The sequence below is a fragment of the Plantactinospora sp. B24E8 genome, assembly GCF_039871735.1.
Taxonomy (GTDB): domain Bacteria; phylum Actinomycetota; class Actinomycetes; order Mycobacteriales; family Micromonosporaceae; genus Plantactinospora.
On record NZ_JBDPMH010000006.1, the window covers coordinates 104,747 to 129,441 of the forward strand.

Annotated in this window: 23 protein-coding genes and 2 pseudogenes; 12 read left to right on the forward strand and 13 right to left on the reverse strand. The window is 72.4% G+C overall.

All coding sequences use genetic code 11. The annotated features are described in order from the left end of the window. Positions 1-5: 5 nt before the first annotated feature. The 3 genes from ABGB21_RS12190 to ABGB21_RS12200 all read right to left on the reverse strand — a co-directional run bounded on the left by ABGB21_RS12190 (position 6) and on the right by ABGB21_RS12200 (position 3,887). Positions 6-1,004, reverse strand: coding sequence for an RNA polymerase subunit sigma-70 (locus ABGB21_RS12190; protein WP_347651491.1), 999 nt, complete (start codon positions 1,002-1,004; stop codon positions 6-8). Positions 1,005-1,091: 87 nt separating this feature from the next. Continuing rightward, positions 1,092-2,795: an ATP-binding cassette domain-containing protein gene (locus ABGB21_RS12195; RefSeq protein WP_347677756.1), complete on the reverse strand. Its 1,704-nt coding sequence runs from the start codon at positions 2,793-2,795 to the stop codon at positions 1,092-1,094. A gap of 171 nt (positions 2,796-2,966) precedes the next feature. Continuing rightward, the gene (locus ABGB21_RS12200; protein ID WP_347651493.1) at positions 2,967-3,887 is read right to left on the reverse strand and encodes a tetratricopeptide repeat protein; all 921 of its coding nucleotides are present in this window, start codon (positions 3,885-3,887) and stop codon (positions 2,967-2,969) included. Positions 3,888-3,938: 51 nt separating this feature from the next. Between ABGB21_RS12200 and ABGB21_RS12205 the strand changes: the two are divergent. Then, a pseudogene (locus ABGB21_RS12205) lies at positions 3,939-4,259 on the forward strand (SDR family oxidoreductase); the annotation flags it as partial. Positions 4,260-4,265: 6 nt separating this feature from the next. On the opposite strand, the pseudogene ABGB21_RS12210 reads toward ABGB21_RS12205, so the two are convergent. Then, positions 4,266-5,000: pseudogene (locus ABGB21_RS12210) on the reverse strand (class I SAM-dependent methyltransferase); the annotation flags it as partial. Positions 5,001-5,781: 781 nt separating this feature from the next. Here ABGB21_RS12210 and ABGB21_RS12215 point away from each other — a divergent pair. Together ABGB21_RS12215 and ABGB21_RS12220 are read left to right on the forward strand one after the other, a co-directional pair. After that, on the forward strand, positions 5,782-6,021 hold the full coding sequence (locus ABGB21_RS12215; protein ID WP_347651494.1) for a hypothetical protein: 240 nt from the start codon (positions 5,782-5,784) through the stop codon (positions 6,019-6,021). 227 nt (positions 6,022-6,248) lie between these two features. Next, positions 6,249-7,043: a MarR family transcriptional regulator gene (locus ABGB21_RS12220; RefSeq protein ID WP_347651495.1), complete on the forward strand. Its 795-nt coding sequence runs from the start codon at positions 6,249-6,251 to the stop codon at positions 7,041-7,043. Between the two features lie 185 nt (positions 7,044-7,228). Here the strand turns inward: ABGB21_RS12220 and ABGB21_RS12225 are convergent, their stop codons facing one another. The 7 genes from ABGB21_RS12225 to ABGB21_RS12255 form a co-directional block, all read right to left on the reverse strand. After that, positions 7,229-8,110 carry a DUF1963 domain-containing protein gene (locus ABGB21_RS12225; protein ID WP_347651496.1) on the reverse strand — a complete coding sequence of 294 codons (882 nt, stop codon included), beginning with the start codon at positions 8,108-8,110 and terminating at the stop codon, positions 7,229-7,231. A gap of 139 nt (positions 8,111-8,249) precedes the next feature. Then, positions 8,250-9,371: a M23 family metallopeptidase gene (locus ABGB21_RS12230; RefSeq protein WP_347651497.1), complete on the reverse strand. Its 1,122-nt coding sequence runs from the start codon at positions 9,369-9,371 to the stop codon at positions 8,250-8,252. Positions 9,372-9,396: 25 nt separating this feature from the next. Continuing rightward, positions 9,397-9,942: a hypothetical protein gene (locus ABGB21_RS12235; RefSeq protein WP_347651498.1), complete on the reverse strand. Its 546-nt coding sequence runs from the start codon at positions 9,940-9,942 to the stop codon at positions 9,397-9,399. Positions 9,943-9,949: 7 nt separating this feature from the next. Then, positions 9,950-11,884 carry an MFS transporter gene (locus ABGB21_RS12240; RefSeq protein ID WP_347677758.1) on the reverse strand — a complete coding sequence of 645 codons (1,935 nt, stop codon included), beginning with the start codon at positions 11,882-11,884 and terminating at the stop codon, positions 9,950-9,952. After that, entirely contained in the window at positions 11,884-15,231 is a 3,348-nt protein-coding gene (locus tag ABGB21_RS12245) for an ATP-binding protein (RefSeq protein WP_347677760.1), read from the reverse strand. The genes ABGB21_RS12240 and ABGB21_RS12245 overlap by 1 nt, the downstream gene beginning before the upstream one ends. A 96-nt stretch (positions 15,232-15,327) precedes the next feature. Then, positions 15,328-15,690 carry a hypothetical protein gene (locus tag ABGB21_RS12250; protein WP_347651501.1) on the reverse strand — a complete coding sequence of 121 codons (363 nt, stop codon included), beginning with the start codon at positions 15,688-15,690 and terminating at the stop codon, positions 15,328-15,330. A gap of 15 nt (positions 15,691-15,705) precedes the next feature. Then, on the reverse strand, positions 15,706-16,020 hold the full coding sequence (locus tag ABGB21_RS12255; protein WP_347651502.1) for a hypothetical protein: 315 nt from the start codon (positions 16,018-16,020) through the stop codon (positions 15,706-15,708). Between the two features lie 396 nt (positions 16,021-16,416). Between ABGB21_RS12255 and folP the strand changes: the two genes are divergently transcribed. From folP to ABGB21_RS12285, 6 genes are all read left to right on the forward strand, one after another. Further along, positions 16,417-17,253: a dihydropteroate synthase gene (gene folP / locus ABGB21_RS12260; RefSeq protein WP_347651684.1), complete on the forward strand. Its 837-nt coding sequence runs from the start codon at positions 16,417-16,419 to the stop codon at positions 17,251-17,253. Next, positions 17,250-17,615 carry a dihydroneopterin aldolase gene (gene folB, locus ABGB21_RS12265; protein ID WP_347651503.1) on the forward strand — a complete coding sequence of 122 codons (366 nt, stop codon included), beginning with the start codon at positions 17,250-17,252 and terminating at the stop codon, positions 17,613-17,615. The genes folP and folB overlap by 4 nt, the downstream gene beginning before the upstream one ends. Next, positions 17,612-18,148, forward strand: a complete 537-nt coding sequence (gene folK / locus ABGB21_RS12270) for a 2-amino-4-hydroxy-6-hydroxymethyldihydropteridine diphosphokinase (protein WP_347651504.1) — start codon at positions 17,612-17,614, stop codon at positions 18,146-18,148. The genes folB and folK overlap by 4 nt, the downstream gene beginning before the upstream one ends. 102 nt (positions 18,149-18,250) lie before the next feature. Then, a complete protein-coding gene (locus ABGB21_RS12275; protein ID WP_347651685.1) occupies positions 18,251-18,739 on the forward strand; it encodes a DUF3180 domain-containing protein in 489 nt (162 codons plus the stop codon). 224 nt (positions 18,740-18,963) lie between these two features. Beyond that, on the forward strand, positions 18,964-20,370 hold the full coding sequence (locus ABGB21_RS12280; RefSeq protein ID WP_347651505.1) for an ABC transporter permease: 1,407 nt from the start codon (positions 18,964-18,966) through the stop codon (positions 20,368-20,370). Positions 20,371-20,599: 229 nt separating this feature from the next. Beyond that, positions 20,600-20,905, forward strand: coding sequence for a hypothetical protein (locus ABGB21_RS12285; RefSeq protein WP_347651506.1), 306 nt, complete (start codon positions 20,600-20,602; stop codon positions 20,903-20,905). On the opposite strand, the gene ABGB21_RS12290 is transcribed toward ABGB21_RS12285, so the two are convergent. Continuing rightward, on the reverse strand, positions 20,887-21,276 hold the full coding sequence (locus ABGB21_RS12290; RefSeq protein WP_347677762.1) for a hypothetical protein: 390 nt from the start codon (positions 21,274-21,276) through the stop codon (positions 20,887-20,889). The two genes, ABGB21_RS12285 and ABGB21_RS12290, sit on opposite strands and share 19 nt — an antisense overlap. Positions 21,277-21,512: 236 nt before the next feature. On the opposite strand from ABGB21_RS12290, the gene ABGB21_RS12295 reads away from it, so the two are divergent. Further along, positions 21,513-22,004: a hypothetical protein gene (locus ABGB21_RS12295; RefSeq protein ID WP_347651508.1), complete on the forward strand. Its 492-nt coding sequence runs from the start codon at positions 21,513-21,515 to the stop codon at positions 22,002-22,004. A gap of 55 nt (positions 22,005-22,059) precedes the next feature. Here the strand turns inward: ABGB21_RS12295 and ABGB21_RS12300 are convergent, their stop codons facing one another. Beyond that, a complete protein-coding gene (locus ABGB21_RS12300) occupies positions 22,060-23,088 on the reverse strand; it encodes an ATP-binding cassette domain-containing protein (protein ID WP_347651509.1) in 1,029 nt (342 codons plus the stop codon). Between the two features lie 2 nt (positions 23,089-23,090). On the opposite strand from ABGB21_RS12300, the gene ABGB21_RS12305 reads away from it, so the two are divergent. Both ABGB21_RS12305 and ABGB21_RS12310 read left to right on the forward strand, forming a co-directional pair. Next, positions 23,091-23,783, forward strand: coding sequence for an ABC transporter permease (locus tag ABGB21_RS12305; protein WP_347651510.1), 693 nt, complete (start codon positions 23,091-23,093; stop codon positions 23,781-23,783). Beyond that, positions 23,780-24,514 (forward strand): ABC transporter permease, encoded by a 735-nt coding sequence (locus ABGB21_RS12310; RefSeq protein WP_347651511.1) that lies wholly within the window; start codon positions 23,780-23,782, stop codon positions 24,512-24,514. Before ABGB21_RS12305 ends, ABGB21_RS12310 begins: the two co-directional genes overlap by 4 nt. Positions 24,515-24,695: the final 181 nt, after the last annotated feature.

Sequence of the window (24,695 nt, forward strand, 5' to 3'; positions counted from 1 at the left end):
CGGGGCTACTCCGTGCCGTCCGCCGGCAGCCGCTCCGACAGCCCGAGCCGCGGGAACTGGTCGTCGTGGAAGGTGACGATCTCGGTGATCGCCCCACCGGTGATCCGCAGGACGTCGAGCGTCAGCGGCAGATACGCGCCCTCCGCCTCCCGCCAGTGGTAGAAGGCGACGGCGGGCTGCCGGTTCACCGACGTGGGAATGCCACGCAGGCCCGTCATGCTTTCGAAGCCGTCCGCGATCCAGTCGTTCACGACCGCGTCGCGGCCGACGTACAGACCCGGTGTGGGCGGCATCGAGCAGCGGACGTCGTCGCGCAGCATCGTGGCGAGCCGGCCGACGTCCGTGGCCACGGCGGCGTCGGTGAAGCGGCGTACCAGCTCGCGGGTTCCGGCGTCCACCTCGTCGCCGGTCCAGTCCTGCCGCTCGGCGGGCAGGTGCTCCCGCATGCCGGCACGGGCCCGCTGGAGCGCGCTGTTCACCGAGTTGACGGAGTCCCCGAGCAACTCCGCGACGTCCTTCGCCGGCCAGCCGAGCACGTCCCGCAGGATCAGCACGGCCCGCGGGCGCGGCGCGAGATGCTGGACCGCGACCAGGTACGCCAGCTCGATCGTCTCCCGGGCGACGGCCACGGTCTCCGGCTCGTCCGCGTCGCCGGCGGGCAGTTCGTCGAGCAGCCGGTCCGGATACGGCTGCAGCCACCGCACCTCACCGCCGGTCGCCGGCTCCGGGCGGCACCTGGCGAGCAGGTCCAGGCAGGCGTTGGTGGCGATCCGGTACAGCCAGGCCCGGAACGTCGACCGCCCCTCGAAGGTCTCCCGCCGCCGCCAGGCACGCAGGAACGTCTCCTGCACAGTGTCCTCGGCGTCCTCGAACGACCCGAGCATCCGGTAGCAGTGCACGTGCAGCTCCCGCCGGTGCCGCTCCGCCAGCCCCGAGAAGGTCGGCTCGTCGACCTCGCCCAGACCGCTCACGCCCAGCTCCGCCAGCCGCGTCTCCGCACCCATCACGTCATCCTTCCGCCGTGGTGTGTCCCGTCGTAGGTGTGACGGGTGCGGGCGCGACAACTCATCACCAGGGTCGGTGAACCTGGCTCATCCCGCGCCGGAGGACGACACGGAGGGCACGGTGAGGTGCAGGGTGGGCCAGGCCGCCAGGTCGGCGCGCAGCTGACGGTCGTGGGTGGCGACGACCACCGCCGCCGGGGTCCCGACCAGTGCGGCGGTCAGCTCGTCGACAAGTGACGCCGACAGGTGGTTGGTGGGCTCGTCGAGAATCAGCAGGTCGGGCCGCTCGGCCAGCCGCAGCGCGAGGTTGAGCCGCCGCTGCTGCCCCTGGGACATTCGCCCGACCGGGGTACGGAGGGCCTCCCGGTCGAGCAGGTTGGTCCCGGTCAGGGAGACGGCCTCGTCGCCGCCGAGCCGTCCGGCGGACCGGAGCCGGCCGACGTGCTGGTCGTACAGTTCGTGAGCGAGCGCGGTCGCCGGCCAGTCCGGTACCTCCTGCCCGAGGTGGGCGATCCGGGCCCGGGACAGGTGGCGGACCTCCCCGGTCGTCGGTGCGAGATCCGCCGCCAGCACCGCCAGCAGTGTCGACTTGCCCGCCCCGTTGGGACCGGTGACCAGCAGCCGGTCCCCGCCGTCGAGGGCGAGGGAGACCGGCCGGTGCAGACGCCCGGTAACGGTCACGTCGTGGCAGGCCAGGACGGGCATCCCGGGCCGGGTGCCGGTGCCGGGCCAGCGCAGCGGCAGCGGCGGCTCCGGCACGGTGATCCGGTGGGCGTCGAGCGCCTCCTGCCGCCGCCGGAGCGCCTGGACGAGACCGGGAGCCCGGGACTGGCGCTGGTGCTTACCGTGCCCCTTCTCCGGCCGCCAGCCGGTGCTGAGCCGGCCCTGCGCCTCCTGCACCGCGTCGGCCAGCCGCTGGTGTTCGGCCTGTTGCGCCTCGTGGTCCCGTTCCCAGCGGTCCCGTTCCCGCCGACGACCCTCCTGCCAGCCGGAATAGCCTCCGGCGTACAGCCGTGGTCGGCCGTCCGGACTCGGGTCGAGGTCCAGGAACTCGACGGCGACATCCCGGAGCAGGGCGCGGTCGTGGGTCACCACCGCGACTCCGCCGGGATGTTCCCGGAGCCGGGCGGTGAGGAACGCGAGGCTGTCGGCGTCGAGATGGTTGGTCGGCTCGTCCAGCAGCAGCAGGTCGTGGTGTGCCCCGAGCAGACACGCCAGCCGGACCCGGTAGCGCTGTCCGACCGACAGCGTCGACAGCGGACGATTCCGGTCGGGGCAGGCGTCGAGCCCGGCCAGGGCCACGTCGACCCGCCGCTGCGCGTCCCAGGCGTCCAGCCGGGTGGCCGCGTCGAGAGCGGTGGCGTACGCCGTCTCCGCGCCCGCCCTGCCCTCGGCCAGCGCGGTCGCGGCGTCGTCGAGGGCCCGCAGGGCGCGCTCGGAGTCCCGGATCGCACCCCGGACGAGGGTGCCGACCGTTTCGCCGCCGCGCGCCTCCAACGCCTGTCGGGCGACGCCGATGGTGCCGTTCCGTTCCACCGTGCCCTGGTCCGGCAGGATCATGCCGGCCAGTACGTGCAGCAGGGTGGTCTTGCCCCGGCCGTTCTCGCCGACGACGGCCAGCCGGGAGCCGGCGGAGACCGTCACGCTGACGTCGGAGAGGACCACCCGCCCGCCCAGCACGACCCGTACGCCGTCCGCCCGGACATGCGCCCGGTGACCGGCCGGTAGTCGGCCGCCCCAGGCGAGATCGGTGGTCAGTTGGTCAGCAGATGCCCGTTCAAGATTCTTCATCGTGTGCTCTCAGCTCGTCGTGGAGCCGGGCAGCACAGAAACGCCGCCCGACGGGAACGCCAGGACGGCGGAGCAGAGTTACATCAGAGGAAGTTGGTCAACCCTGCCGCCGTCAGCGGAGGGACCAGGGCTTCATCACGGCGATGCCTGAATGCATGCGGCAACCATAGCTCAACCGCCCCGGGCACGGCTGGTGAGCGTCCGACGGTAGGGCTCGGGTACCTGCGGCGCCAGTTCGGTGAACCTCTCCAGGTCGGCGACCGACCCCGTCGCACGGGCCCGGTACGCGGCGGCGGCCGCCCGCATCGTGACGTCGCCCGGCTCGAGTTCCTCGCCCCGGGTGGCCAGGGCGGCGGCCTCGGCGAAGTCGCCGTCCTCGGCGGCGAGATCGGCCAGGTCGAGGTGGAGCGACCAGTTGTCCGGGTCGAGCGCCAGGGCACGCCGGAACGCGGCGGCCGTCTCGGCGCGGTCGCCCAACTGCCGCCAGGTGCCGGCCCGGACAACCTCGGTGAACATCACCCGCCGTACGGCGTCGGCCCGGTCGCACAGGGCGAATGACTCGTCGACGCGGCCACACGCCCGCAACAGGATCGCCATCCGGGCCATCGAGTCGGGATCCGGATCCCGGTCGCAGACCACCTCGATCGCCCGCAACCAGGGTGCCAGGCACTCGCGGACGGGTGCGGTGTCGAGGCCACGGTGGTAGTCCCGGATCCGCATCGTCGCCTCGGCGAAGGCGGTCGCGGTCACCGTACCCAGGAACCGCTCGTCGCCGAACCAGGGCGCGGACGCCCACGGGACGTCGGGCTGGTAGCCGGTGACCGCGCCGAGCGACATCGCGGCCTCGTCCATGTCACCGTCCACGAAGGACAGATAGGCGCGGGCCAGGACCGGGCCGATCGTGTTCGCCGTCGCGACGACCTCCGCCATCTCGGCGGGCATCTCACGCCGCAGGTTCTCCAGCGCCGCGTACGGCTCCGGATCGCGCGGATCCGCCGCGACCGCCTTGGCGACGAAGCTGGTGGCTGCCTCGGGTGAGCCGCCACAGTGGGCCATCACCTGGGCGAACGCGAGCGTTCCCGACTTCGACACGGTCGACAGTCTAGCCCCGGCCGAGGTTGACGGGTTGGTCGTCACGGGGCGTATACCGCCACCAAGTCAGCCCTGATCGGTCTCGTGCGTGCTGCGGCCCTCGACCACGGCGACGCCGGCATCCGCGTCACCGCGATCCTGCCCGGTACGACAAACTCCGCACTGGTGCGAGGCAGTGCCGGGATGGCCGGCGTTCCGGACGCGGCCTGGGAGATCGGCGCCGCCCGGTGGGGTCGGGCAAACGTACCTGGTCTGCGCCGGATGGCCACCCCGGAGGAGATCGCCGCCTTCGCCGTCGGTGTCGCCTCGCCCGAACTCACCTATCTCACCGGCACCGCCGTCGCCGCCAGCGGCGGCACCGGCGCCGGCTGAACTCCGTCAGGCGACGAGCAGGCGAAGGCCGAGCTCTGCCGCGTCGAGAGCGACGAGCTCCCGGTTCCGGTCGACCCACCGGCCCGAGGCGAGGTCGGCCCGCAGGCTGCGCACCGCCCGTTGCTCGGCCTCCGGACCGACTCTGGCCCACACCGACACGCCCCGGCGTACCTGCTCGTCCAGGTACGCCTCGGGCCGGCGCCAGTACGCCTCGAAGAGACCGTCGGTGCAGTCCCACGGGATGAGTACCGGCTCGATGCGGGCTCCGATCGCGCGGGCCTGCCCGGTCAACGACGGTCGGCCGGTGAGCAGGTCGGCGACCTCGGGCAGGTAGTCGCGGGTGAGCCAGAACCGGTTGCGCCATCCGGCCTCGGTGCCGTCGTGCGTGAACACCACCACCCGGCGGGCCACCCGCCGCATCTCGCGTAGCCCGGCGATCGGGTCCGGCCAGTGGTGGACGGTGGAGACGGCCATCGCGGCGTCGAAGGACTGGTCCGCGAACGGAAGGCTCTCCGCGCCGGCGGCCACGCACGGGGCGGCGCCGGCGGGGCGCTGCGCCCGCATCAGCGCCGACGGCTCCACCGCGGTGACGTCACGGTCCGGGGGCTCGTACGAGCCGGTGCCGGCCCCGACGTTCAGTACCGTCCGGGCGTCGCCGAGCGCGGCCCAGATCTGTGCGGCGAACCGGGGGTCGGTACGCCGCGTCACGGTGTAGGTGGCGCCGATGGTGTCGTACAACTGCCCGCTGGACATCTCGCTGCCTCCCTGATTGGCGCGATCCCGCGCCGTGTTCGTGGCCCGGCCTCGCCGTCCCGAGACTCGGTGACGGCACTGCGATGCATCTACACGATGTATCGGCCCGATATAGCGAAAGGTACGCGTTGGGACAGTGCCCGGCAAGGTTCCTGCTGCCCGGTCCAACCCGGAGACGTCGCCCGCCCGGCCGAAAACGTCGCTACCGGCGGCGACCCGGAAAGCCGGCGGCGACCCGGAAAGCCGGCGACGACCCGGAAAGCCGGCGACCAACGCTGTCACGATTGGTCGCGGGCCGGGTGCTGCGGGTGCCTGCTATGGTCGCCGCCATGGCTGCCGTGTGGCGGATCGCGAACTTTCACCGGGCCGAGGCGCCGGTGACTGAGCCGGTCACCAAGTTCGGCGGTCAGCCCGTCTGGCTCACCCAACCCCAGTGGCCGGTCAGCCAAGGCTGGGACACCCCGATGCGGTTTGTCTGCCAGATCGCATTGGAGCCCGGGCTCGCCGGAGCCGGTCCGGGGCGGCTGGCCTACGTGTTCGTCACCCATGGCGACCACGGCAGGGACGTGGAGGACTTCGATCCGGACGTCATCTTTCCCGACGGCGGCGAGAACGCCGTCATCATCCAGCCCGGTGGCGTATTCGACGGGCCCACCAGCCCACCGACCAGCGGCCCAACCCTCTACCGCGGCGATGGGTCGCCGGCGGAGTTCACTGTCGAGCTGGTCCGCGGTGAGGACCCTGAGTACCTGCCGTTCGACGCCCCTACATGGCGCTGCCCCCACACGATCGGGACCGCTACTTCCAGGCGTTGGACCAGGACAAGGTCGGCGGGACGGCACTGCTGTTCAACGGGGACGACTGGCCCGAGGGCGGGCCGTGGCGGCCCCTGCTGCGCCTGGAGGCGGATGGGAAGCCGTCCTACCTCAACCTCGGTGCCTCACCGGTGGCGTTCGCGTTCATCTCTACCGACGGCCGGCACGGGTGCTTCCTCGTCCAAGGCTCGTAGTCGATTCTGCCCGTACGTCAGTCGCCAGCGGCGCGCACAACGTGCCCTGCCGGCGCACGCCTGGCGGCTACGAGAGTAGGGCTGATCCTGGCTGGACTGATGTCGACCAGAGGTGTCGTATTCGGACAGGACTGTTCGTAGTCAGGGTGAGGGGCAGCCCGTAGGGGCGCTGTCGCGATCACAGGAGATGATGACGAATGCCGCACTCGTACGCCAAGGTTCGCCGCATGTTCGAGCTCGTCGAGCCGATCGCCACTGTCACCTTCTCCGAGGTGCCGAACCAGGCGTTCCTGGCCCTCGGCGTGCGCGACTACTGGGACGGCTACTTCGCGGGCCGGGCCGCGCCGCTGGGGATGGCACCGGCGGAGGTGGTGCACGCGGTCTTCTACAACTTCGCGGACGGCGAGGTGGCGCGCCACATCCCGTGGGTGTGGGGGAAGACCACCCCTCAGGAGGCGATCGCCGTGCGCGAGCGGAGCAGCGCCGCCGCGCTGCGGCAGATGATCGGGGAGCTCGCCGACTCGCCCGGTCTGGTGCGGGTCGCCGACCTCGCTACCCGGGCCTCGGTCAGCGCGCCGACCGAGGGCCGGGCGCTGTACGCCGGGCTCCGGGCGCTCGACGTGCCGGAGGAGCCGGTTGCCCGGCTCTGGCACGCGGCGACGCTGCTGCGGGAGCACCGCGGGGACGGCCACAACGCCGCCCTGCTCGCCCACGGCATCGGCGGCACCGAGGCCCACGTCCTGCTCGCTCTCTCCCTCGGCATGCGGGCTGAGGAGTTCGGCCGGACCCACCACCTGCCCAAGGCACAGCTGGCCGCCGTCGTCGACGGGCTACGCGGTCGCGGCCTCGTGGACGCCGCCGGCGGGTTCACCGACGCCGGCCGGGAGACCAGGGAGCGGATCGAGTCCCTCACCGACGAGCTGGCGGCGTCGGCGTACGACGTGCTCACCGGGGACGAACTCGACGAACTGGTCGCAGGGCTCGAGCCGATCGCGACCGCGTTACAGGCCACCGACCACTGAACGGGCGCAGGCCATGGCCACGACCCCGCCAGCGTGGCCACCACGATCAGCCGGTCGCTCTTCGCGCGGTCACTCGAATGTGTTGGTCCGGTAGCGAGCGCACTGCGGCAATAGCGGATGTCCGGCACCTGGCGTCGGCATCGTCGGCAACGCAGATCGTGGCCGTATCCGGCGCCGCCGGTGTGCTACGGGATCAACTCAGCCACGGGAACCGCCTCGTCCAGCCGACCAGCGGCCAGGTCGTCGTGACGGATCACGAAACTCCCGTCGCTCCGGTAGTAGAACTCGTTGTCTACGGGGAAGCGGGCGAGCGACACCCACTCAGTCGTCAGCCGGTGCGTCTCCTTCTCCACGTGGGAATACCATTTCGCGACCGGGATGACGATCTCTCCGGTCTTCTCGCGCCACGCGAGGGTCTGCTCCGCAATACTCTTGATTACCTCCGCGTCGGCATACCCGCCGATATAGGCGCTCGCGTACCCGTTGTCAGGCGGCCAGAGATCGTTGGCCAGAGCACGGAGTTCGTCAAGGTGCGGCAGGTCACGCTCGAGGTCACGGGCCAACTGCTGCTGGAAGGGCGACAGGTCGTCCTCGTCCTCGTCGTCCTCGTCCGCCCCGAACCAATCGGGGAACTCCGCGCGCAGCGTGGCGCCGACGTCGTACTGCTTGTCGACGAACACGTGGTCGGTGGATCCTGCCGCCACCTCGGTATCGGTGCCGGCCGGCACATACACGACTCGCCCGTACCTCCGCTCCCCGGTGGCAGCGGCCTGCTCGTGATCCAGGAAGAACAGCAGCGAGCCGTCTGCCGGCAGGCCGAAGCCGTCGACTCTTGGCAGCGCCGCACAGTCGACCGAAAAGATGAACGGCAACGGACTGACCCCGTCGGACGGCCAGCCCATGTCCACCGGCAGCCGGGGCAGCCCACCGAACTGCCCGACCAAAACACCGCTGGATCCTCCGCTCAACCGGATCGACAAACGGAGGTGCTGGATGAACCGGCTGACCTCGTCGTCCGGGATGCCCAACGCGAGCGCTGCACGACGAAACTGCCCCTGATGATCCATGGCGCAACATGGTGCCACGAGGGGCGAGCCCGGCGCCCGGGCGCCCCACGGCTTGTACGCGCTGTCGCCGGGATCGCCGCTGCGCCGAAGCGCCGGGGCCAAGATCGTGAGAATCCGCCATCGGCGATGAGAACCTCCATCAGCCGTCGGCCGTGAACGGGGCGCCCCTGGCCTTCATGAACGGCACCGGGTCGGTCGCGCCCTTGCTGGTGCGGTCGCGGTTCAGGTGCACCTCGAAGTGCAGGTGCGGACCGGAGGAGTTGCCGCTCGACCCCACCAGGCCGATCACCTGGCCGGCCCGGACCTCGTCGTTCTTGCCCACCATCGGCTTGCGGATCATGTGGCAGTACCGGGTGACCACGTCACCGGCGTGCAGGATGTCGACGAACCAGCCACAGCCGCCCTTGCCCGGCCAACCCTCGGCATCGCAGCTCAACCGACCCCGGTTGTCCGGGTCACAGGTGGAGACGACCACCTTGCCGGCCGCCGCCGCCCGGATCTCGGTCCGGTAGCCGGCCCCGATGTCGACCCCGTGGTGCGACGGCCGGGCGGCGGTCCGGAACCCGGAGCCGACGGTGCCCGGGATCGGCGCGGTCCAGCCGGAGGCGGCGATGTCGGCGCCGTCCGCACAGCTCAGATCGACGCTGGCGCCGTCGGCCAGGCCAGCACCGCCGGTCAGCACGTTGACGATCTGCGTCGCCGTCGCCTCGTGCTTGGCGTACGCGTCCGGGTAGCCGCTGATCTGCACCCGCTGGGCCGCCACGGTCAGCGGCAGGTTCTGCCAGTCCGGTACCTTCTCCAGCTTCTCGTAGAACTTCGTCGACGCGTACACCGGATCCTGCACCTGTTTCGGGCTGCCCCAGCCCATGCTCGGGCGCTGCTGGAACAGCCCGAGCGAGTCGTGGTCGTTCTTCGAGCCCAGGTACCCGTAGTTGTGCAACGTCGACTCCTGCAACGCGGTCGCCACCGCGATCACCCAGGCCCGGGGCGGCAGGTCCCGGTCCTTTCCGACGTTGATGATGATGGCGGCGTTGCGCATCTGGTGGGCGTCGTACGGCGACACCAGCGGCATCTCGCCGTCGAGTGTGATGTGCCCCTCCGTGCCGCAGCCGAGGGCGAGTGTGTACGGGTTGCCCTCCTCGGCCGCCTGCATCGTCAGCAGGAACGCGGTGGTGCCGCCGGCACAGCAGAGCAGGGCGAGTACGGCGGTCAGCCCGAACGCCAGGACGGCCCGGCGGGGCCGTCGGGTCAGCGCGGCCATGTCGTCTCCACCTCCCCGGATCGTCTCAGCGTCGCTGCCAGTCGACCGTGTCGACCCGCCACCGGCCCTCCGTGGCGAGCAGGCCGAGCCGCAGCACGCCGGAGTCGACCGGGATCACCACCTCGACCAGGCTGTCGTTGACCGGCCGGACGCTCACGTCGCCGGTGACCCGGTCCGCCGGTACACCGGCCGGGTCGACCCCGGCGAGTTTGCCGAGCAGCGTCTCGGTGGCGTACGGCCGCAGCCCGTCGTGCCACTGCCGGGCGTCCACGCCGTCGTGCCGCAGCCACGCCTCGGCGAACGAGCGGGCCGCCTCGGCCGGTTCCGGGGCGCCGGGGCTGGTCCACGGTGTCGGCTCGGCGACCTCGTTCAGACCGTCGTCACCGGCCTCCGCGTCGGTGGTGGTGATCGGGGGGACCGCCCCGCCGGGCAGCAGGGACCGGTTCTCGCCCGGGCCGGCGATCAGCCTGGTCGCGCCGACGATGCCGAGGATGAGCACGGCGAGGACCAGCGCCACCCCGAGCCGGGACCGCAGCACCCGGGTGAAGAGATACTCGACGAGCCGCCGCATCCGCCGGTCACCTCGCCTCGGACCGGATCCGGGGCTGCCGCGCCGGCGCCGGCTTCGGCTCCGGCGCCGAGGCCGGGCGGTAGATCACGTACGACGGGTTCTCCGCCGGCACGTCCGGTTCGGTCCACTCGGCGGCCCGCCGGCGCGCCGGCCGGCTCCGGGTCGGCGACGCCCCGGACTCGCGCTCCGGCTCCGCCACCGGGGTGGTCTCCTCCGGTACGGGGCTCGACTCGGACCGTTTCGACCGCGACTCGACACCGTGCGCCGGATCCTCGTGCCGGGCCTCGGGGCGGGTCCGGCTGCCGAAGTGGTTGTGCGTGTCGCCGCCCCTCTTGATCACAATGTCGGGGTCTTCGGAGCCGCCCCGGACGTCCCGGAAGAACCGCCTGTGCCAGGAGCCGGGTGCGGCGATCACCTGGGCGCTGTCCTTGCCGCCGAGCTGGGTGATCCGCCGGTACGGCCGCAGCAGCAGCCAGCCGACCACACCGCAGAGCCAGACCAGCACCAGTTGCAGCCAGCCCGGCAGGGTCGAGGTACGCATGATCAGGTCGACGGCGAAGAGGTAGATGGCGGCCCCGGTGCCGAAGATGGCGATGTTGAAGACCGCCGCCACCACCGCGTTGCCGAGCCGGCGCAGTCCGGCGCTGGCCGGCCGCATCAGCCCGACGGTGCCGAGGATCGGCGCGGCGATCACCGCCCACCGGAACAGCAGGAAGCCGAGCAGCACCAGCAGTGAGGCGGTCAGGTCGAAGAGCGCGAAGAGGAGCGCGGCGAGGATGGCGATCACGCCGGCGCCGACCCGGTCGGCGTCCCGCGCGCCGCGCAGGTGCTCGTACGCCTCCGGATCCTCGGTCCGGATCTGCTCGGCGACCTTACGCCACTGGTCCTGCTTCGCGGTCACGGTGGCGTCCCGGGTGCCCGGGTTGGCCCGGATCCGTTCGGCCTCGTCCCAGCTCAGCGACTTGGCGTCGTAGAGCGCCCGACCGTACTTACGGGCCGTCTCGCTGTCCGAGGAGCCAAGCGCGCCGCGCAGCCAGTTGCGGTAGAGCATCGTCTCGGTCACCGTGTCGCTGGCCCGGATGGCCGGCGGCCGGTTGTCGGCGCAGGAGGCGGCCTCGGGGCCGGCGCACTGCTCGGGCGGGATCGCGGTGGGGCGCGGACCGACCGCGCTGTGCACCACGGTCAGCGTGGTGACCAGGGTCTGGTCGGCGATGTTGGCCGAGCGGACCGGCCAGGCGGCGATCGCGGTCACCGCGACCATCACCAGCACCGCCCAGCCGGCGGTGGTGATCGCGTTGCTCATGTCGGACTGCCGGGACCGCCAGAGCAGGTAGAGGCCGACCACGCAGAGGGTGAGGATGCCGAAGACGCTGAACACCCGGTCGTAGACCGCCCGGGTGGCCTGCTCAACCAGCGGGTTCGCCCACTCCCACATGCTGCGCGGGTCCCAGGCCCGGTCCCGCACCGCGTTGGAGGCGCCGATGATCCCGCCGGCGAACCGGATCTCGAAGTCGGCGAGTTTGTTGACCACCTTGCTGCCCGGGTCGATCACGTCCGAGGCGCAGCCGCCGCTGTCGTCGTACGTCTCGAAGCTGTAACCGGCGAGGCCGTACTCGGTGTAGAGGCCCTTCTGTCCCGGCTTCTCGCTCGCCTCCGGCCGGGTGGGGGAGAAGAAGCCGCCCAGCCCGGAACTCGGCTCGCTCGGCACCGGTGCGTTCAGGCAGCTCGCGGTCGCCTCGCTGACGTCGGCGAGCCGGTCGACGCAGCTGCGGAAGTCAGCCTCCCACTCGGCGGTGGTGCAGAGCCCGCTGGGGTCGCGGGTCGGTATCGGGGCGGCGGAGGCGGGGCTGGCGGCCCCGAGCACCGGCCAGGCCAGGGTGGCGACGGCCAGTACGCCGATGGTGAGGAGCAGGGCGGCGACCCGGGCACCGGTCCTGGGCATCAGTCCTCCAGGTCCACGACGGGGGAGGGGAGGTTCGACGCCGCCGCCTTGACCGCGACCGGGGTGGTGTCGAGGTGGTCGAGCAGGCCCGGGACGTACGAGACGTCGACCCGGACCTTCTGCACCCGGCCGTCGACGTCGCGCATCACGAACTCGCGGAAGCCGAGCCGGTCGGCGGAGGTGGTGTCGACGGCGGAAAGTGAGGCCAGGGTCGCCTCGTAGCCGTCGTTGACCGGGACCCGGAGCAGCCGCAGCGCCTCGGAGGCGATCTCCTCGTCCTCGGCGATCCGGCCGACGAAGACCGTGGAGACGAGGTTCTGCACGTCCAGGCCGAGGATGTCCTTCGGGTTCTGCGAGGAGACCAGGGCGGCGAGGTTCCACTTGCGGGAGTCGCGGGCGAGCCGGACCAGGAACGACCGGCCGGAGCGCCAGCCCTCCATGAAGTGCGCCTCGTCGAGGCCGACCAGTTTGCGCTGCGACATCGAGCCGCCGTAGCAGCGCCGGACCGCCAGCCGGTGCGCGGTGTGCAGCATCGGCAGCGCGAGCGCCTCCTCGGCGGACCAGTACTCGCGTTCGATCTTGAGGTCGGGCAGCCGCAGCCCGGCCATGGTGATCACGGTGAGGGTGGCGTCGGCGCCGAGCATGTGCTCCGGCGGCCGGCCGAAGAAGAGCAGCGCGAGCGGCATCTCCGCGGTGTCCAGCAGCAGGTTCGCCAGCTCCCGACCCTCGTCCTCCAGCCCGGTCAGGCAGGCCACCACGTCGTCCAGTGTGGACGTCTCCTCGGCCGGCACCTGGCGGACCGCGTGCCGCAGCAGGGTGGCGGTGGAGGCCTCCCGGGCCACCTGCGGCGGGACCAGCATCATGCAGATGTCCTGGACCAGCATCCGGCGTTCGGCCCGGGCGTTGGAGACCGCGATCTGGAACTCCCGGTCGCCGGCGGAGCCCTCCGGGAACTCGGTGCGCAGCGGGGTCGGGATCAACGCGTACGGGGCCAGCGTGCCCTGCTCCGAACCGGTCAGGTTCAACACCCGCGAGTACGGCCGCAGCTCCGGCATCTGGCAGAGCCGGGCCAGCGGGCCGGACGGGTCGAGCAGGGTCACCTGCACGCCGCGTCGGGCGGCCAGGTAGCCGAGCGCGCCGAGCAGGGTCGACTTGCCACCACCCGGTTCGGCGACAAAGACCGCGAGCCCGGACCGTTCCCGGACCTCCATCGGGAAGTGCATGTCGAGGAAGACCGGCCGACGGCAGGTGCCGGCGGTCCGGCCGATCAGGTCACCGCGCCGGTCACCGACCGTGGAGGCGGCCTGCGGCAGCGCGGCGGCGAGCAGGTTGACCGGCATCCGGCGGACGTAACCGGTGTTCGCGATCGGCTCGCCGGGGATGAACTCCCGGGCCATCCAGTCCTGGTTCTTCGGGTGCTGCAGCGAGATCCGCAGCTCCCGGGAGTAGAGCTGGATCAGCCGGCGGGCCCGTTCCAGACACTCCTCCCGGGTACGCCCACCAACCGCGACCCGGTGCCAGCCGTGCGCCCGGGCCGAGTCGACCGGCAGGCCGGTGGTCATCTCGTCGCCGATCACCAGGGCCCGCTTGGCCAGCCGCTCCAGCTCCGGCGGGGCGTCGATGCCGTGCTCGGCGTAGTCGAGCTGCTGGGAGCGGATCATCCGCAGCCGGTGCTCCAGGTTCCGGAACGAGTCGCCGGAGCCGAGGATGTCGACCCGGGTGGAGATCTCCATCGGCCACGGCAGCCGCTCGTGGAAGTGCAGCCAGGGCTCGTGCCGTTCGGGGATCTCCAGCGGTTCCATCCGGCCGACGGTGAGGACGGCGACGTGCCGCTCCTCGCCGGTCATCCGGTTGACCAGCTTGACCGTCGAGCCGTACGGGGTCCGGTAGCGCTCGATCTGTTCGGTCAGGGCCAGCAGGTCGCCGCGTTCCCACCGGCCGTTGGTGACCGGGGAGAGGGTGCCGGGCGGGGCCATGCAGAGCGCGACCGAGCGGTAGAGCAGCCACTCCATCTCGTCGGCGGTGACCTGCCGACCGCGCATGCCGAAGGCGCCGAGCACCTCGTCGAACTGTTCGACGGTCCGGCCGAGCTTGCGGCGTTCGCCGTCGGCGACGCCGCGGCCGAAGGCGCTCAGCAGCCGTTCGGCGAAGTTGTTGCCCAGCGACCGGCGGGCGAAGGTGACCCCGAGATACGTCTGCCCCTCCGCGTGGTTGACCGAGAGCAGGTGACGTTGGGCGGCGACCAGGTGGTCCGACCAGCTCGGCGCACCGGGGACGGTGGCCAACGGTGCCGCGGTGTGGGTGTCGATCGTCCGGGCCCACTCGTCGGCGGGGAACGGGCGGGTGGTCCGGCGCAGGTGCAGCCGGAACCCGGCGAGGCCGGCGTACTGCTCGGAGATGGCGCGCAGCAGCGCCTCCCGTTCGGCGTCCGGCCGGAACGCCCAGCGGACCTCGGGCAGCCAGTACCAGGCGGTGACGGTGTTCGGGGTGAAGGTGAGGTGGCCGGCGATCTCGGTGATCGCCAGTTCGACGGCGGGGTCGCGGTCGCCGAACCGTACCTTCGGGGCCCGGATCCGCTGCGGTTTCACCAGCGGGGCGGAGGACTCCCGGGTTGACCTGGGTGTCCTGGTTCGGCGTCGGTCCGGTGCGGCATCCCGCGTCCGGTGGTCGGTCTCCGGCCGGTCCGGTTCCGCTCCGACCTGGACGGCGGCCGCGGTGTCGACCGGCTCCGGGGCCGTCGGCGGGCCGCTCGACGGCTGGGGCCCGCGCTGGTGCGGGGCGGGGGCGGGCGGGGTGGTCCGAGGTGCGCTGACCGGTCCGGGGGGTGTCGGCGGTGCGGCCGTGTCCCAGCCGTCGGGACGGCGCGGCGCCGGCGGGGTGGTCCGCGGTGGCCGGGTGGGCGTCGGCGGGGCGGCGTTCGTGCCGGCTGGTGGCCCGACCGCCGCCGGCGGCGGCGGGACCGACTGCGGTGCCGGGACCGACTGCGGCAGCGGGATCGGCGGCGGCGGTGGCGGCGGCGGTACGGCCCCGCCCGGCGGTGCCGGTGCCGGGACCGGTCCGGCGCCGAAGAGGTCGAGGAACGGCGAGTCGATGTCGGGGTGCTCGACCGGCGCGGGCCGGCCGGCCGGCTGGTTGGTCGGGCGGGACGGCCGGTTCCGGGCCGGCGGCTGGGGGGCCTGGAAGACCGCGACGGCACCGTGCCCGGTGTTGCTGAGCAGGGCCGGGTCGTACTCGGTCTCGTCCGCCAGTTCCGAGGTGTCGTAGTCGGACTGGTGCGTACCGTGACCGTAGTTGTTGGCCGACCGGCCGACCGGGTACGACGATCCCGGCGGAGAGGGCCGCGTCATACCGTCGCCCCGCCGCGCACGCTTCGCTCGCTCATGCCATCTCCTCGCTCCGCTCATCGTCGCCATGAGTGGGGCGAATGAGGGGACTCACTCCACTCATGTCAACTGCTCCCGGATCCTGATGCGACTCGCGACCAGTCGTGGGTCGCGCTGCTCCTTCGCCGGCTCGCGGGTACGTCGCCAGTCGGTCAACGCCGTACGGATGACCATCCGCGCGGGCCGGTCCGGATCGACGTGCCGGAAGATGAACGAGGTGGTGACGATGGCGAGCGCGATCTCCCAGGCGGGGATCAGCTCGACCTTGAAGGTGAACAGCCAGTGGATGAACATGTAGAGCGGCACCAGCACGACGAACAGCCCGTACTGCGCGTAGGGAAGGTGTACGGGCAGGGTGTATCCGGGCGGCCCGAGGTAGACCAGGCGGGCCCGATAGATGTCGTCGTCGGTGCGCAGCCGCATCTCGTGCTCCGCGGTCTATTCGAAGATCAGGTTGATCAGATAGTCGCCGACGAAGAACAGCGTCGCCGCGCCGGCGATGAACGCCAGGCCGAGGATCGCGATCGCCGAGCTGGTCAACACCTTCGAGATCTCGCCCCGGCTGGCCCGACCGATGAAGATCACGCCGAGGACGGCGAGCAGGATCGGCGCGATGTTGGTGGCGAAGAAGTTGACCACGCCGTCGGTGTTGATGCCGTCAGGCCCCGGCTCCTCGGCCGCGACGACGGCGATGGTGTGGAGCGCGTGCGTGGCAGCCGGCAACGCCGTCTCCACCAGCTCCGTGGCGAACATCGAAATCCTCCCCGGTGCGGTGGCGGTCGCCTCCGCACAACTGTCGTGCCCGTCAACCGGGTCGGTCGTGGGGTGTTGATCGACCCTGCGTCTCGCAACCACCGCGAAGGGTGATGGTTTGTGAGCGTCTTTGTCCTGTTTCGGCCCGTCTCTTAGGCTTCGGCATCTGGCTGATGCGAGCGTACGGCCCGGGTCTGTTCAGAACAAGCGGCGTGGAGTGCCACCAATCCGCCCGAGCATCCGTTTTGCCAGGCAGGATCCGGACCAGGCCGACCGTCAGCCCAGGACGGCGGTCGGTAACGTCTACCCGTGACCGAGTCAGCGCAGGGCCGGGCCGCGCCCGGCGCCGGATCAACCTCGATCCACCAGCTTCTCCGTACCCCCGGGCCGGTGGTGATGGGCGTCCTCAACGTCACCCCCGACTCGTTCTCCGACGGGGGCCGGTACGCCGACCTCGACGCCGCGATCCGGCACGGCGTCCGGATGCACGCCGACGGCGCCCACCTGATCGACGTCGGCGGCGAGTCCACCCGGCCCGGTGCCGAACGGGTCGACGCCGAGACCGAGGCCCGGCGGGTCCTGCCGGTCATCCGGGAACTCGCCGCCCGGGGCGTACCGATGAGCATCGACACCTACCGGGCCGGCGTCGCCGCCGCCGCGCTCGACGCCGGGGCGACCGTGGTCAACGACGTCTCCGGCGGCCTCGCCGACCCGGCGATGGCGAAGGTCGTCGCCGAGGCCGGCTGCCCGTGGATCCTGATGCACTGGCGCGGACACGCGAAACAGATGCAGGACCTGGCCCACTACACCGACGTGGTCACCGACGTACGGGCCGAACTGGCCGAGCGGGTGGCCGAGGCGTTGGCCGCCGGCGTCGCCGCCGAGAAGATCGTCATCGACCCGGGGCTCGGTTTCGCCAAGCACGCCGCCGACAACTGGCAGCTCAGCGCCCGCCTCGCCGAACTGCTCACCCTCGGCTACCCGCTGCTCTTCGCGGCCAGCCGCAAGTCGTACCTGGGTGCGCTGCTCGCCGACCCGGACGGCACCCCCCGGCCGACCGGGCAACGGACCGCGGCCACCGTCGCCACCAGTGTGCTCGCCGTCGCCGCCGGCGCCTGGGGGGTACGGGTGCACGACGTCCGGGAGACCGTCGACGCGCTCGCCGTCTGGCAGGCCACCGGCCGCCCCCGGCTCGTCCCCACCGCCGGAGCGCGGGCGGGAGCGGCACGGTGAGCGACCGGATCGTCCTCACCGGACTGCGCGCCCACGGCCGGCACGGGGTCTACGACTTCGAACGCGTCCAGGGGCAGGACTTCGTCGTCGACGTGGTGCTGGAACTCGACCTCGCCGCCGCCGGCCGCTCCGACGACGTGGCCGACACCGTGCACTACGGAGAACTCGCCGACCGGCTGGTCGCGATCGTCACCGGAGAACCGGTGAACTTGATCGAGACGCTCGCCGAACGACTCGCCGCCGCCTGCCTCGCCGACCACCGGGTGGACGCGGCGACCGTCACCGTGCACAAACCCCAGGCACCGATCCCGCACGAGTTCGCCGACGTGGCGGTCACCCTGACCCGGCGGCGGACGCGGTGACCCGGGCCCTGCTCTCGATCGGCAGTAACCTCGGCGACCGGCTCGGTCACCTGCGGACCGCCGTCGACGTGCTGCACGACGTACTCCTGGTGGCGTCCGGGGTGTACGAGACCCCACCCTGGGGCGACCAGGACCAGCCGGCGTACCTCAACGCCGTACTGCTGGTCGGCGGGGACGGGATCGGCCCGTACGACTGGCTGGCCCGGGCCCGGACCGCCGAGCGGACCGCCGGCCGGGTCCGAGACCCGCAGCGCCGCTTCGGCCCGCGCACCCTCGACGTGGACGTGATCGGTGTCTGGACCGACGACGGTGAGCCGGTGCTCAGCGACGACCCCGAACTGGTCCTGCCGCATCCCCGGGCCCACCAGCGGGCGTTCGTGCTGCGGCCGTGGATCGACGTCCAGCCGTACGGGCGGCTGCCCGGCCACGGCTGGCTGACCGACCTGCTCACCGCCGAACCGCTCGCCACCGAGGTGCTGGACCTGCGCCCCAGACCGGATCTGCGGTTAGAGTCGGAGGACGGACGAGCGTAGGGGGCGGGTCGGCTTGAACGGCCGGTGGCGGCGAGTGACGGAGGTGGCGAGGTGACCGACCGACGGCCCTCGCCGGGTGGCCCGGAACCTGACCGGGGCCGGATGGGCCCGACCCGGCCGGCCAGCCTCGTGGTGGCCGGCCTGGCCTCGGCAGCCCTGGCCTGGCTGCTGGTCAGCTTCCTCTACGGGCAACTGCCGCCGTTGCCCTGGCTGCCGATCGCCACCCTGCTCGGTCTCGCCGTGCTGGAGGCGTACGCCGCGGTCAACACCCGGGCCCGGATCGAGCGCAAGCCCGGCCGGGATCCGGTCGACCCGCTCGCGGTGGCCCGGTTCGTCGTACTGGCGAAGGCGTCGGCACTGGCCGGGTCGATCTTCGCCGGCTTCTACGCCGGTCTGGACGTCTGGCTGCTGATCGAGGGGACCCGGGCCGCGACGAACGACGTACCGGCGGCCAGCGCCGGCCTCGCCGCGTCGCTCGCCCTGGTCGGCGCGGCGCTCTGGCTGGAACGGGCCTGCCGGGTCCCGGACCGCCCCGACGACCGGGACGCCGAGGAGGAGCAGAGCGACCGGGAGCGGTACGACCGGCGCTGAGCCGCCGCACCGCCGATTCCTCGAACACACGCGTCGACGTCGCCGGTGCGCCCTCCGGCTCGGACGTCGGCAGCTCAGGGGTTACGCGTGAGGCCGGACGCGGGTACGGTGCCGACCGGGCCGTCCGTCGCCGGACCGGGCCCGCCGTTCGACCGCTCCGGTCCCGGAGGCCGCCCGGGGTCCGGGCCTGCCCGGGGCGGACGAGACCAGGAGGCGCGCGCGACATGGCGTACGACGATTCGAGCTATCGGCGACGCGACAGCGGTGCCGTGGATCCGGCCGGGACCTGGGACGACCCCCGGTACGGCGGTGCCGACCCCGGATACCGCGACGACCCGTCCCCCCGGTCCGGCTCGGGGGCGGTGCACGGCCGTTTCATGGGCGGAGCCGAGCCGGTGGTCCCGTCCGGCCCGTCCGGCCCGTCCGGCCCGTCCGGTCCGGTCGACCCGGAGCCGGCCGAACCACCCCGGCGGCGGGGTGGGCCGTCGGCCGGTCTGGAGAACGTCTTCGACGACCCGGAACACGGCGAACCCGGCCGGGACCGGCTGGCCGTGCACCTGCTCTGGGAAGTGGTCCTGCTGGCGGCGGCCGGCGTGCTCGGATTCCTGTGTTACCGGGACTTCCCGGAGCTGCTGCGCGGTGCCGGGCTGGAGAGCCTGCTGGTCCTCGGTACGGCGATCGGCCTGATCACCCTCGCCGCCGGGCTGACGCTGCGGATCGGCGCCCCCAACCTGGCGCTCGGCCCGGTCGCGGTCGCCGCCGCCCTGCACTTCGCGGAGAACTCCGACCGTGGGGTGACCACGGTGCTGATCCCGGCGGTGCTGATCGCGCTGGTCGGCGGTCTGGTGGTCGCCCTGCTGGTGGCGGGATTCCACGTCCCCGGCTGGGCGGCGAGCCTCGGCGCCGCCCTGGCGGTTGTCGTCTACATCCAGCAGCGGACCGCCCCGGTGGACGTGCAGGGTGACTACGATCCGACGCGGCACGCGGTCTACCTGTTCGGCGGCTTCGCCGCGGTCGCCGTGATCGCCGGATCGGTCGGCAGCGTCACGGCGGTCCGTCGACTCGTCGGCCGGTTCCGTCCGGTGGCCGACCCGGCGCTGCGTCGCGGCGGCACCGCCGGAGTCATCGTCACCCTCGGCACCGTCGTGTCGATGATCCTCGCGGTGCTGGCCGGAGTGCTGCTCGCCGCGGTCGGCACCGGGCCGGTCGCGCCGACCACCGGCATCGAGTGGACCGGGCTGGCCTTCGGCGCCGCGCTGCTCGGCGGCACCAGCGCCTTCGGTCGCCGGGGCGGGATCGCCGGGGCGCTGCTCGCCTCCGTCGCGCTCACCCTGTTCGTCACGTACGCCGACGAGCGGAACCTGGACATCGCCCCGGCCGCGCTGGCCGCCGTACTGGTGGCCGTCGGGCTGGTGGTGACCCGGCTCGTCGAGGCGTACGGGCGCCCCCGGGGCGTGGTCGAGGCCCGGCAGGAGTGGGAGCCGGAGCCGGACGCCACGGCTGTCGCGGACTGGGGCGGCTCGCGGAGCGCACCGCCGCCCGAGCCGTGGACCTCGCCCCTGCCACGCCAGCCGGTCGACGGTGGCGAGGACCGGTGGGGCGGCAACCGCTGGGGTGTCCCGGACCGCTGAGCCTCGTCCGTCCGGGCTCCGTCCGGGCTCCGTCCGGGCTCCGTCCGGGCTCCGTCCGGGCTCCGTCCGGGCTCCGTCCGGGCTCCGGGTGGGCGGTCCGGTTCGGGGGTGGGGCCGGGTGCCCCGCTCTGGGCGGTCAGGCTTGATCCCGTCGTGGGTCACCCGGCCCCACCCTTCCGGGTGCGGTCGACAGCCACGACCGGCCCGTACGGCGATTAGGCTCGGTGTCATGAGCGAATCAGGTTCCGGACGTACCCCGCCGAGCTTCGCCGAGCTGGACGCGCTCTCCACGGAGGAGTTGCGGGAGCGGGCCTTCGCGCTGGCCCGGGAACGGCGTGACCTCGGCTTCTTCTGGTCGGTGATCCGGCACCTGCCGAACGCGGACGAGGCGACGATCCTGGACGGTTCGCCGAACGCCGCCGGACCGACGGTGGACGAGGCGGTCGCGCTCTGGCGGGAGTTCACCGGACACGGGTACGAGGAGACCGCTCCGCTGCTCCGCGCCGCCTTCATCGACTACCTGCAGAAACACTGAGTCGTACCGGTGCCGGCCGGTCCACACCCGGGTACCGTGACCGGTCCTCCCCTCGGGCGGTCGTCGTCGAGGTCCACGGGCTCGCCGAACAACTCGGCACCACTACTGGTGGCCGTGGCGCGTGGCGGCTCGTCCCGGCCACGCCGCGTCGTGCCGGTCGCCTCGGCGACGCTCACCACCTCGACCCCGAACATCGACAGGCGTACCCAGCTGACCCTGGCGGACGTCTCGAGGACCGGGGGGCCGTACCGGGACCAGAAGGCGAACGACACGCCCCGGACCTCGGCGTCGCCCGGCCCCGCCGTCGCCGGTGACGCGGGCCAGAGTACGGCCGACATGGCGGCCAGGGTCGCGGCCGCTGCTCGGGCCATCCTCCGTCGTACGGGCTCCACCCGTCACTCCCCACCTCGCCGGGTCCGGATCGGACGGAGAGAGGTGAGCCGCGTCCATGACGGCGAACGAGACAAACAACACCAAGTTGCGCCATTAATGTCAATTATGTGCGGGTCGGATTTCACCCGAGGTGTCGGGACCTTCGCCGAGGTGCCGAAGGCACCAATGGGGCACCGCGTTTCGGCGCCGGAATCCGTTGGGCAATAACGCATCCATGGCGCTCACCAACAGATACAAGACGACCACGGGTGCCGGCACACTGGCCGCACTCATCCTGGTCCTGGCCTTCGGCAGCCCCTGGTACGCCGACTGGGCCCGGGACCACACCGACCCGGAGACGGCCGGTGGCTGGTTCCTCCGACTGCTCGCCTGGCCGGCCTGGCGGTTCGACTCCGACGACACCCTGCAGAACATCATCGCCGCCGACCTGAAGGCGATCCTGCTGGTGGTCTTCACCGCCGTTTTCCTCTACCTGATCCCCGGCTCCCAACTGGCCCGGGCACGCGGCACCCTCAGCCAACTCTTCGCCGGCTGGTCGTCGTACGTCTTCGCCGGGGCGACCGCCGCGTTGCTGGCCACCCTGATCGGCAGCAACCCCTCGCTGCTCGGCGCCTTCCAGGCGGCCGGCAACGGTGCCGCGTACGGCTTCTTCGTCGGCTGGGTCATCGGCCTGGCCACCCTCGGCGGCTGGCGCGGCCGCGCCTGATCCGGCGAACGGCCGGCCACCGGACCGCCGCCGCGGTGGACAGGGCGCCGGCCGGTCAGCCGGCGACCGGGTCGGCCGGGTAGTCGATGCTGAGGATCCGGTGCCGGGTCAGCAGCCCCACCGGCCGCCCGTCCCCGTCCGTCACCCGCGCGTCGTCCGAGTTCGTGGTGAGCAGTACGGCGAGCGCGTCGTAGAGCGACGAGCCGAGGGCCACGGTCGGCAGCCCGGTCCCGGCGCCCTCCGGGGGCGGCGGATCCAGCAGGTCGGCGGTGACCGGGGTGACCGCGAGCCGCCGGATGGCCCGGTCGGCGCCGACGAACTCCCGGACGAACGGGGAGGCCGGCTCGCCGAGCAGGGTCGCCGGGGCGGCGTACTGTTCGAGCCGGCCCCCCTGGGAGAGCACCACGATCCGGTCACCGAGCCGGACCGCCTCGTCCAGGTCGTGGGTGACCAGCACGATCGTCTTGCGTACCTCGGCCTGCAGTCGCAGGAACTCCTCCTGCAGCCGGCCCCGGGCGATCGGGTCGACGGCGGAGAACGGCTCGTCCATCAGCAGCACCACCGGGTCGGCGGCCAACGCCCGGGCCACCCCGACCCGCTGCCGCTGCCCGCCGGAGAGTTCGTGCGGGTAACGCCCGCCGAAGGTGGCCGGGTCGAGGCCGACCAGGTCGAGCAGTTCGGCGGCCCGGTCCCGGATCCGGGACCTGGACCAGCCGAGCAACCGGGGTACGGTGCCGACGTTGGTCAGGATCGTCTGGTGCGGGAAGAGCCCGACGTTCTGGATCACGTACCCGATCCGACGGCGCAACCGCACCGGGTCGGCGCGGGTGATGTCCTCGTCGCCGAGCAGGATCCGCCCGCCGGTCGGCTCGATCAGCCGGTTGACCATGCGCAGCACCGTGGACTTGCCGCAGCCCGACGGGCCGATCAGCACGACGAGTTCGCCGGCGGCGATCTCCAGACTCAGCTCCCCGACCGCGACGGTGCCGTCCGGGTACTGCTTGCGTACCCGGTCGAGGGTGATCGCGGCGGCGCCGGCAGCGCCGGGGGAACCGGCGGTCCGGGTCTCCGGGGTAACGTCCACGTATGTCCTTCCGCATGATCGCCCAGGACGACCCGGGCAACCCCTGGTTCTCCTGGGATTATGTGCAGGGCAACACCGAGACGATCCTCGCCGCCCTGCGCGAGCACGCGGCGCTCACCGCCCAGGCGGTGCTGATCGCCGCCGTGGTGGCGATCCCGCTCGCCGTGCTGGCGTACTGGTACCGGCGTCTCACCGGGCCGATTCTCGCACTCTCCGGAGTGCTCTACACCGTGCCGTCGCTGGCGCTGTTCTCCTTCGTCGCGCCGTACCTGGGGATCGGCACCGCGACGGTGCTGGTCGGGCTGGTCGTCTACGCGCTGTTGCTGATCATCCGGAACACCCTCGCCGGGCTCAACCAGGTGCCGGCGGAGGTACGCGACGCCGCCCGGGGCATGGGGTACGGGCGGTTCGCCCAGCTCACCCGGATCGACCTGCCGCTGGCGCTGCCCGGCATCATCACCGGGGTACGCCTGGCCACCGTCTCCACGGTCGCGCTGGTGACCGTCGGCGTACTGGTCGGGCACGGCGGCCTCGGTCAGCTGATCCTCGGTGGTTTCCGGAACAACTTCTTCAAGGCGCAGATCATGACCGGCACCCTGCTCTGCGTGGCGCTGGCGCTGGTCCTGGACCTGCTCCTGGCCGGGCTGGGTCGACTGCTCACCCCGTGGGCCCGACGTCGGAGGGCACTCGGATGAACCCGATCGAGCAGGCGGTGGTCTGGCTCAACGACCCGCTGAACTGGACCAACCCGGGCGGCATCCTGGACCGGCTGGTCGAGCACCTCGGTATCTCGGCGGCGGCCGTCGCGATCGGATGCCTGGTCGCCTGGCCGGTCGGGCTCTGGCTCGGGCACACCCGGCGGGGCGGCGGGCTGGTGGTGCTGACCTCCAACATCACGCTGGCCATCCCGACCATCGCCCTGCTCACCATCCTGCCGCTGACCGTGATCGGCTTCGGCAAGCCGCCGGTGATCCTCGCGTTGGCGGTCTTCGCGGTGCCGCCGCTGCTGGCCACCGCGTACACCGGGGTCCGGGGGATCGACCCCGAGGTACGCGACGCGGCCCGCGGGATGGGCCTCTCCGGCGGGCAGCTGCTGCGCCGGGTGGAGCTGCCGCTGGCGGTGCCGTACCTCGCCGCCGGCTTCCGGACCGCCGCCGTGCAGGTGGTGGCCACCGCCGCGCTCGCCTCCTTCGTGAACGGCGGCGGACTGGGCCAGATCATCAGTGCCGGGTTCGGGCTCGACATCTCGGTCGGCGGTGGCCAGATCCTGGCCGGCGGGTTGCTGGTGGCCCTGCTCGCCCTGCTGGTCGAGCTGCTGCTCGCCGGGCTGGAGCGGCTGGTGACCCCTCGGCCGCTGCGCCGGGCGGGGCGCGGGATGTCCCGGCGGGCGGACCGGCGGGCCGCCGCGGCGATCACCGGCTCCTGACCTCTGGGCGGGGTTCCGTCACGCCTTGTGTGCACCTCTGCGCGGGTTGTCGAACTTTCCGTGACGATCCAGTGACAAAGATCCCGACGGATTGTCGCCCCGAACGGGAAGATGTTTCGTGGAGGACGCGGGCGGCCGGCAACGTGCCTCGCCCGTCGGACACGCGGCCGGCCCGACCCGG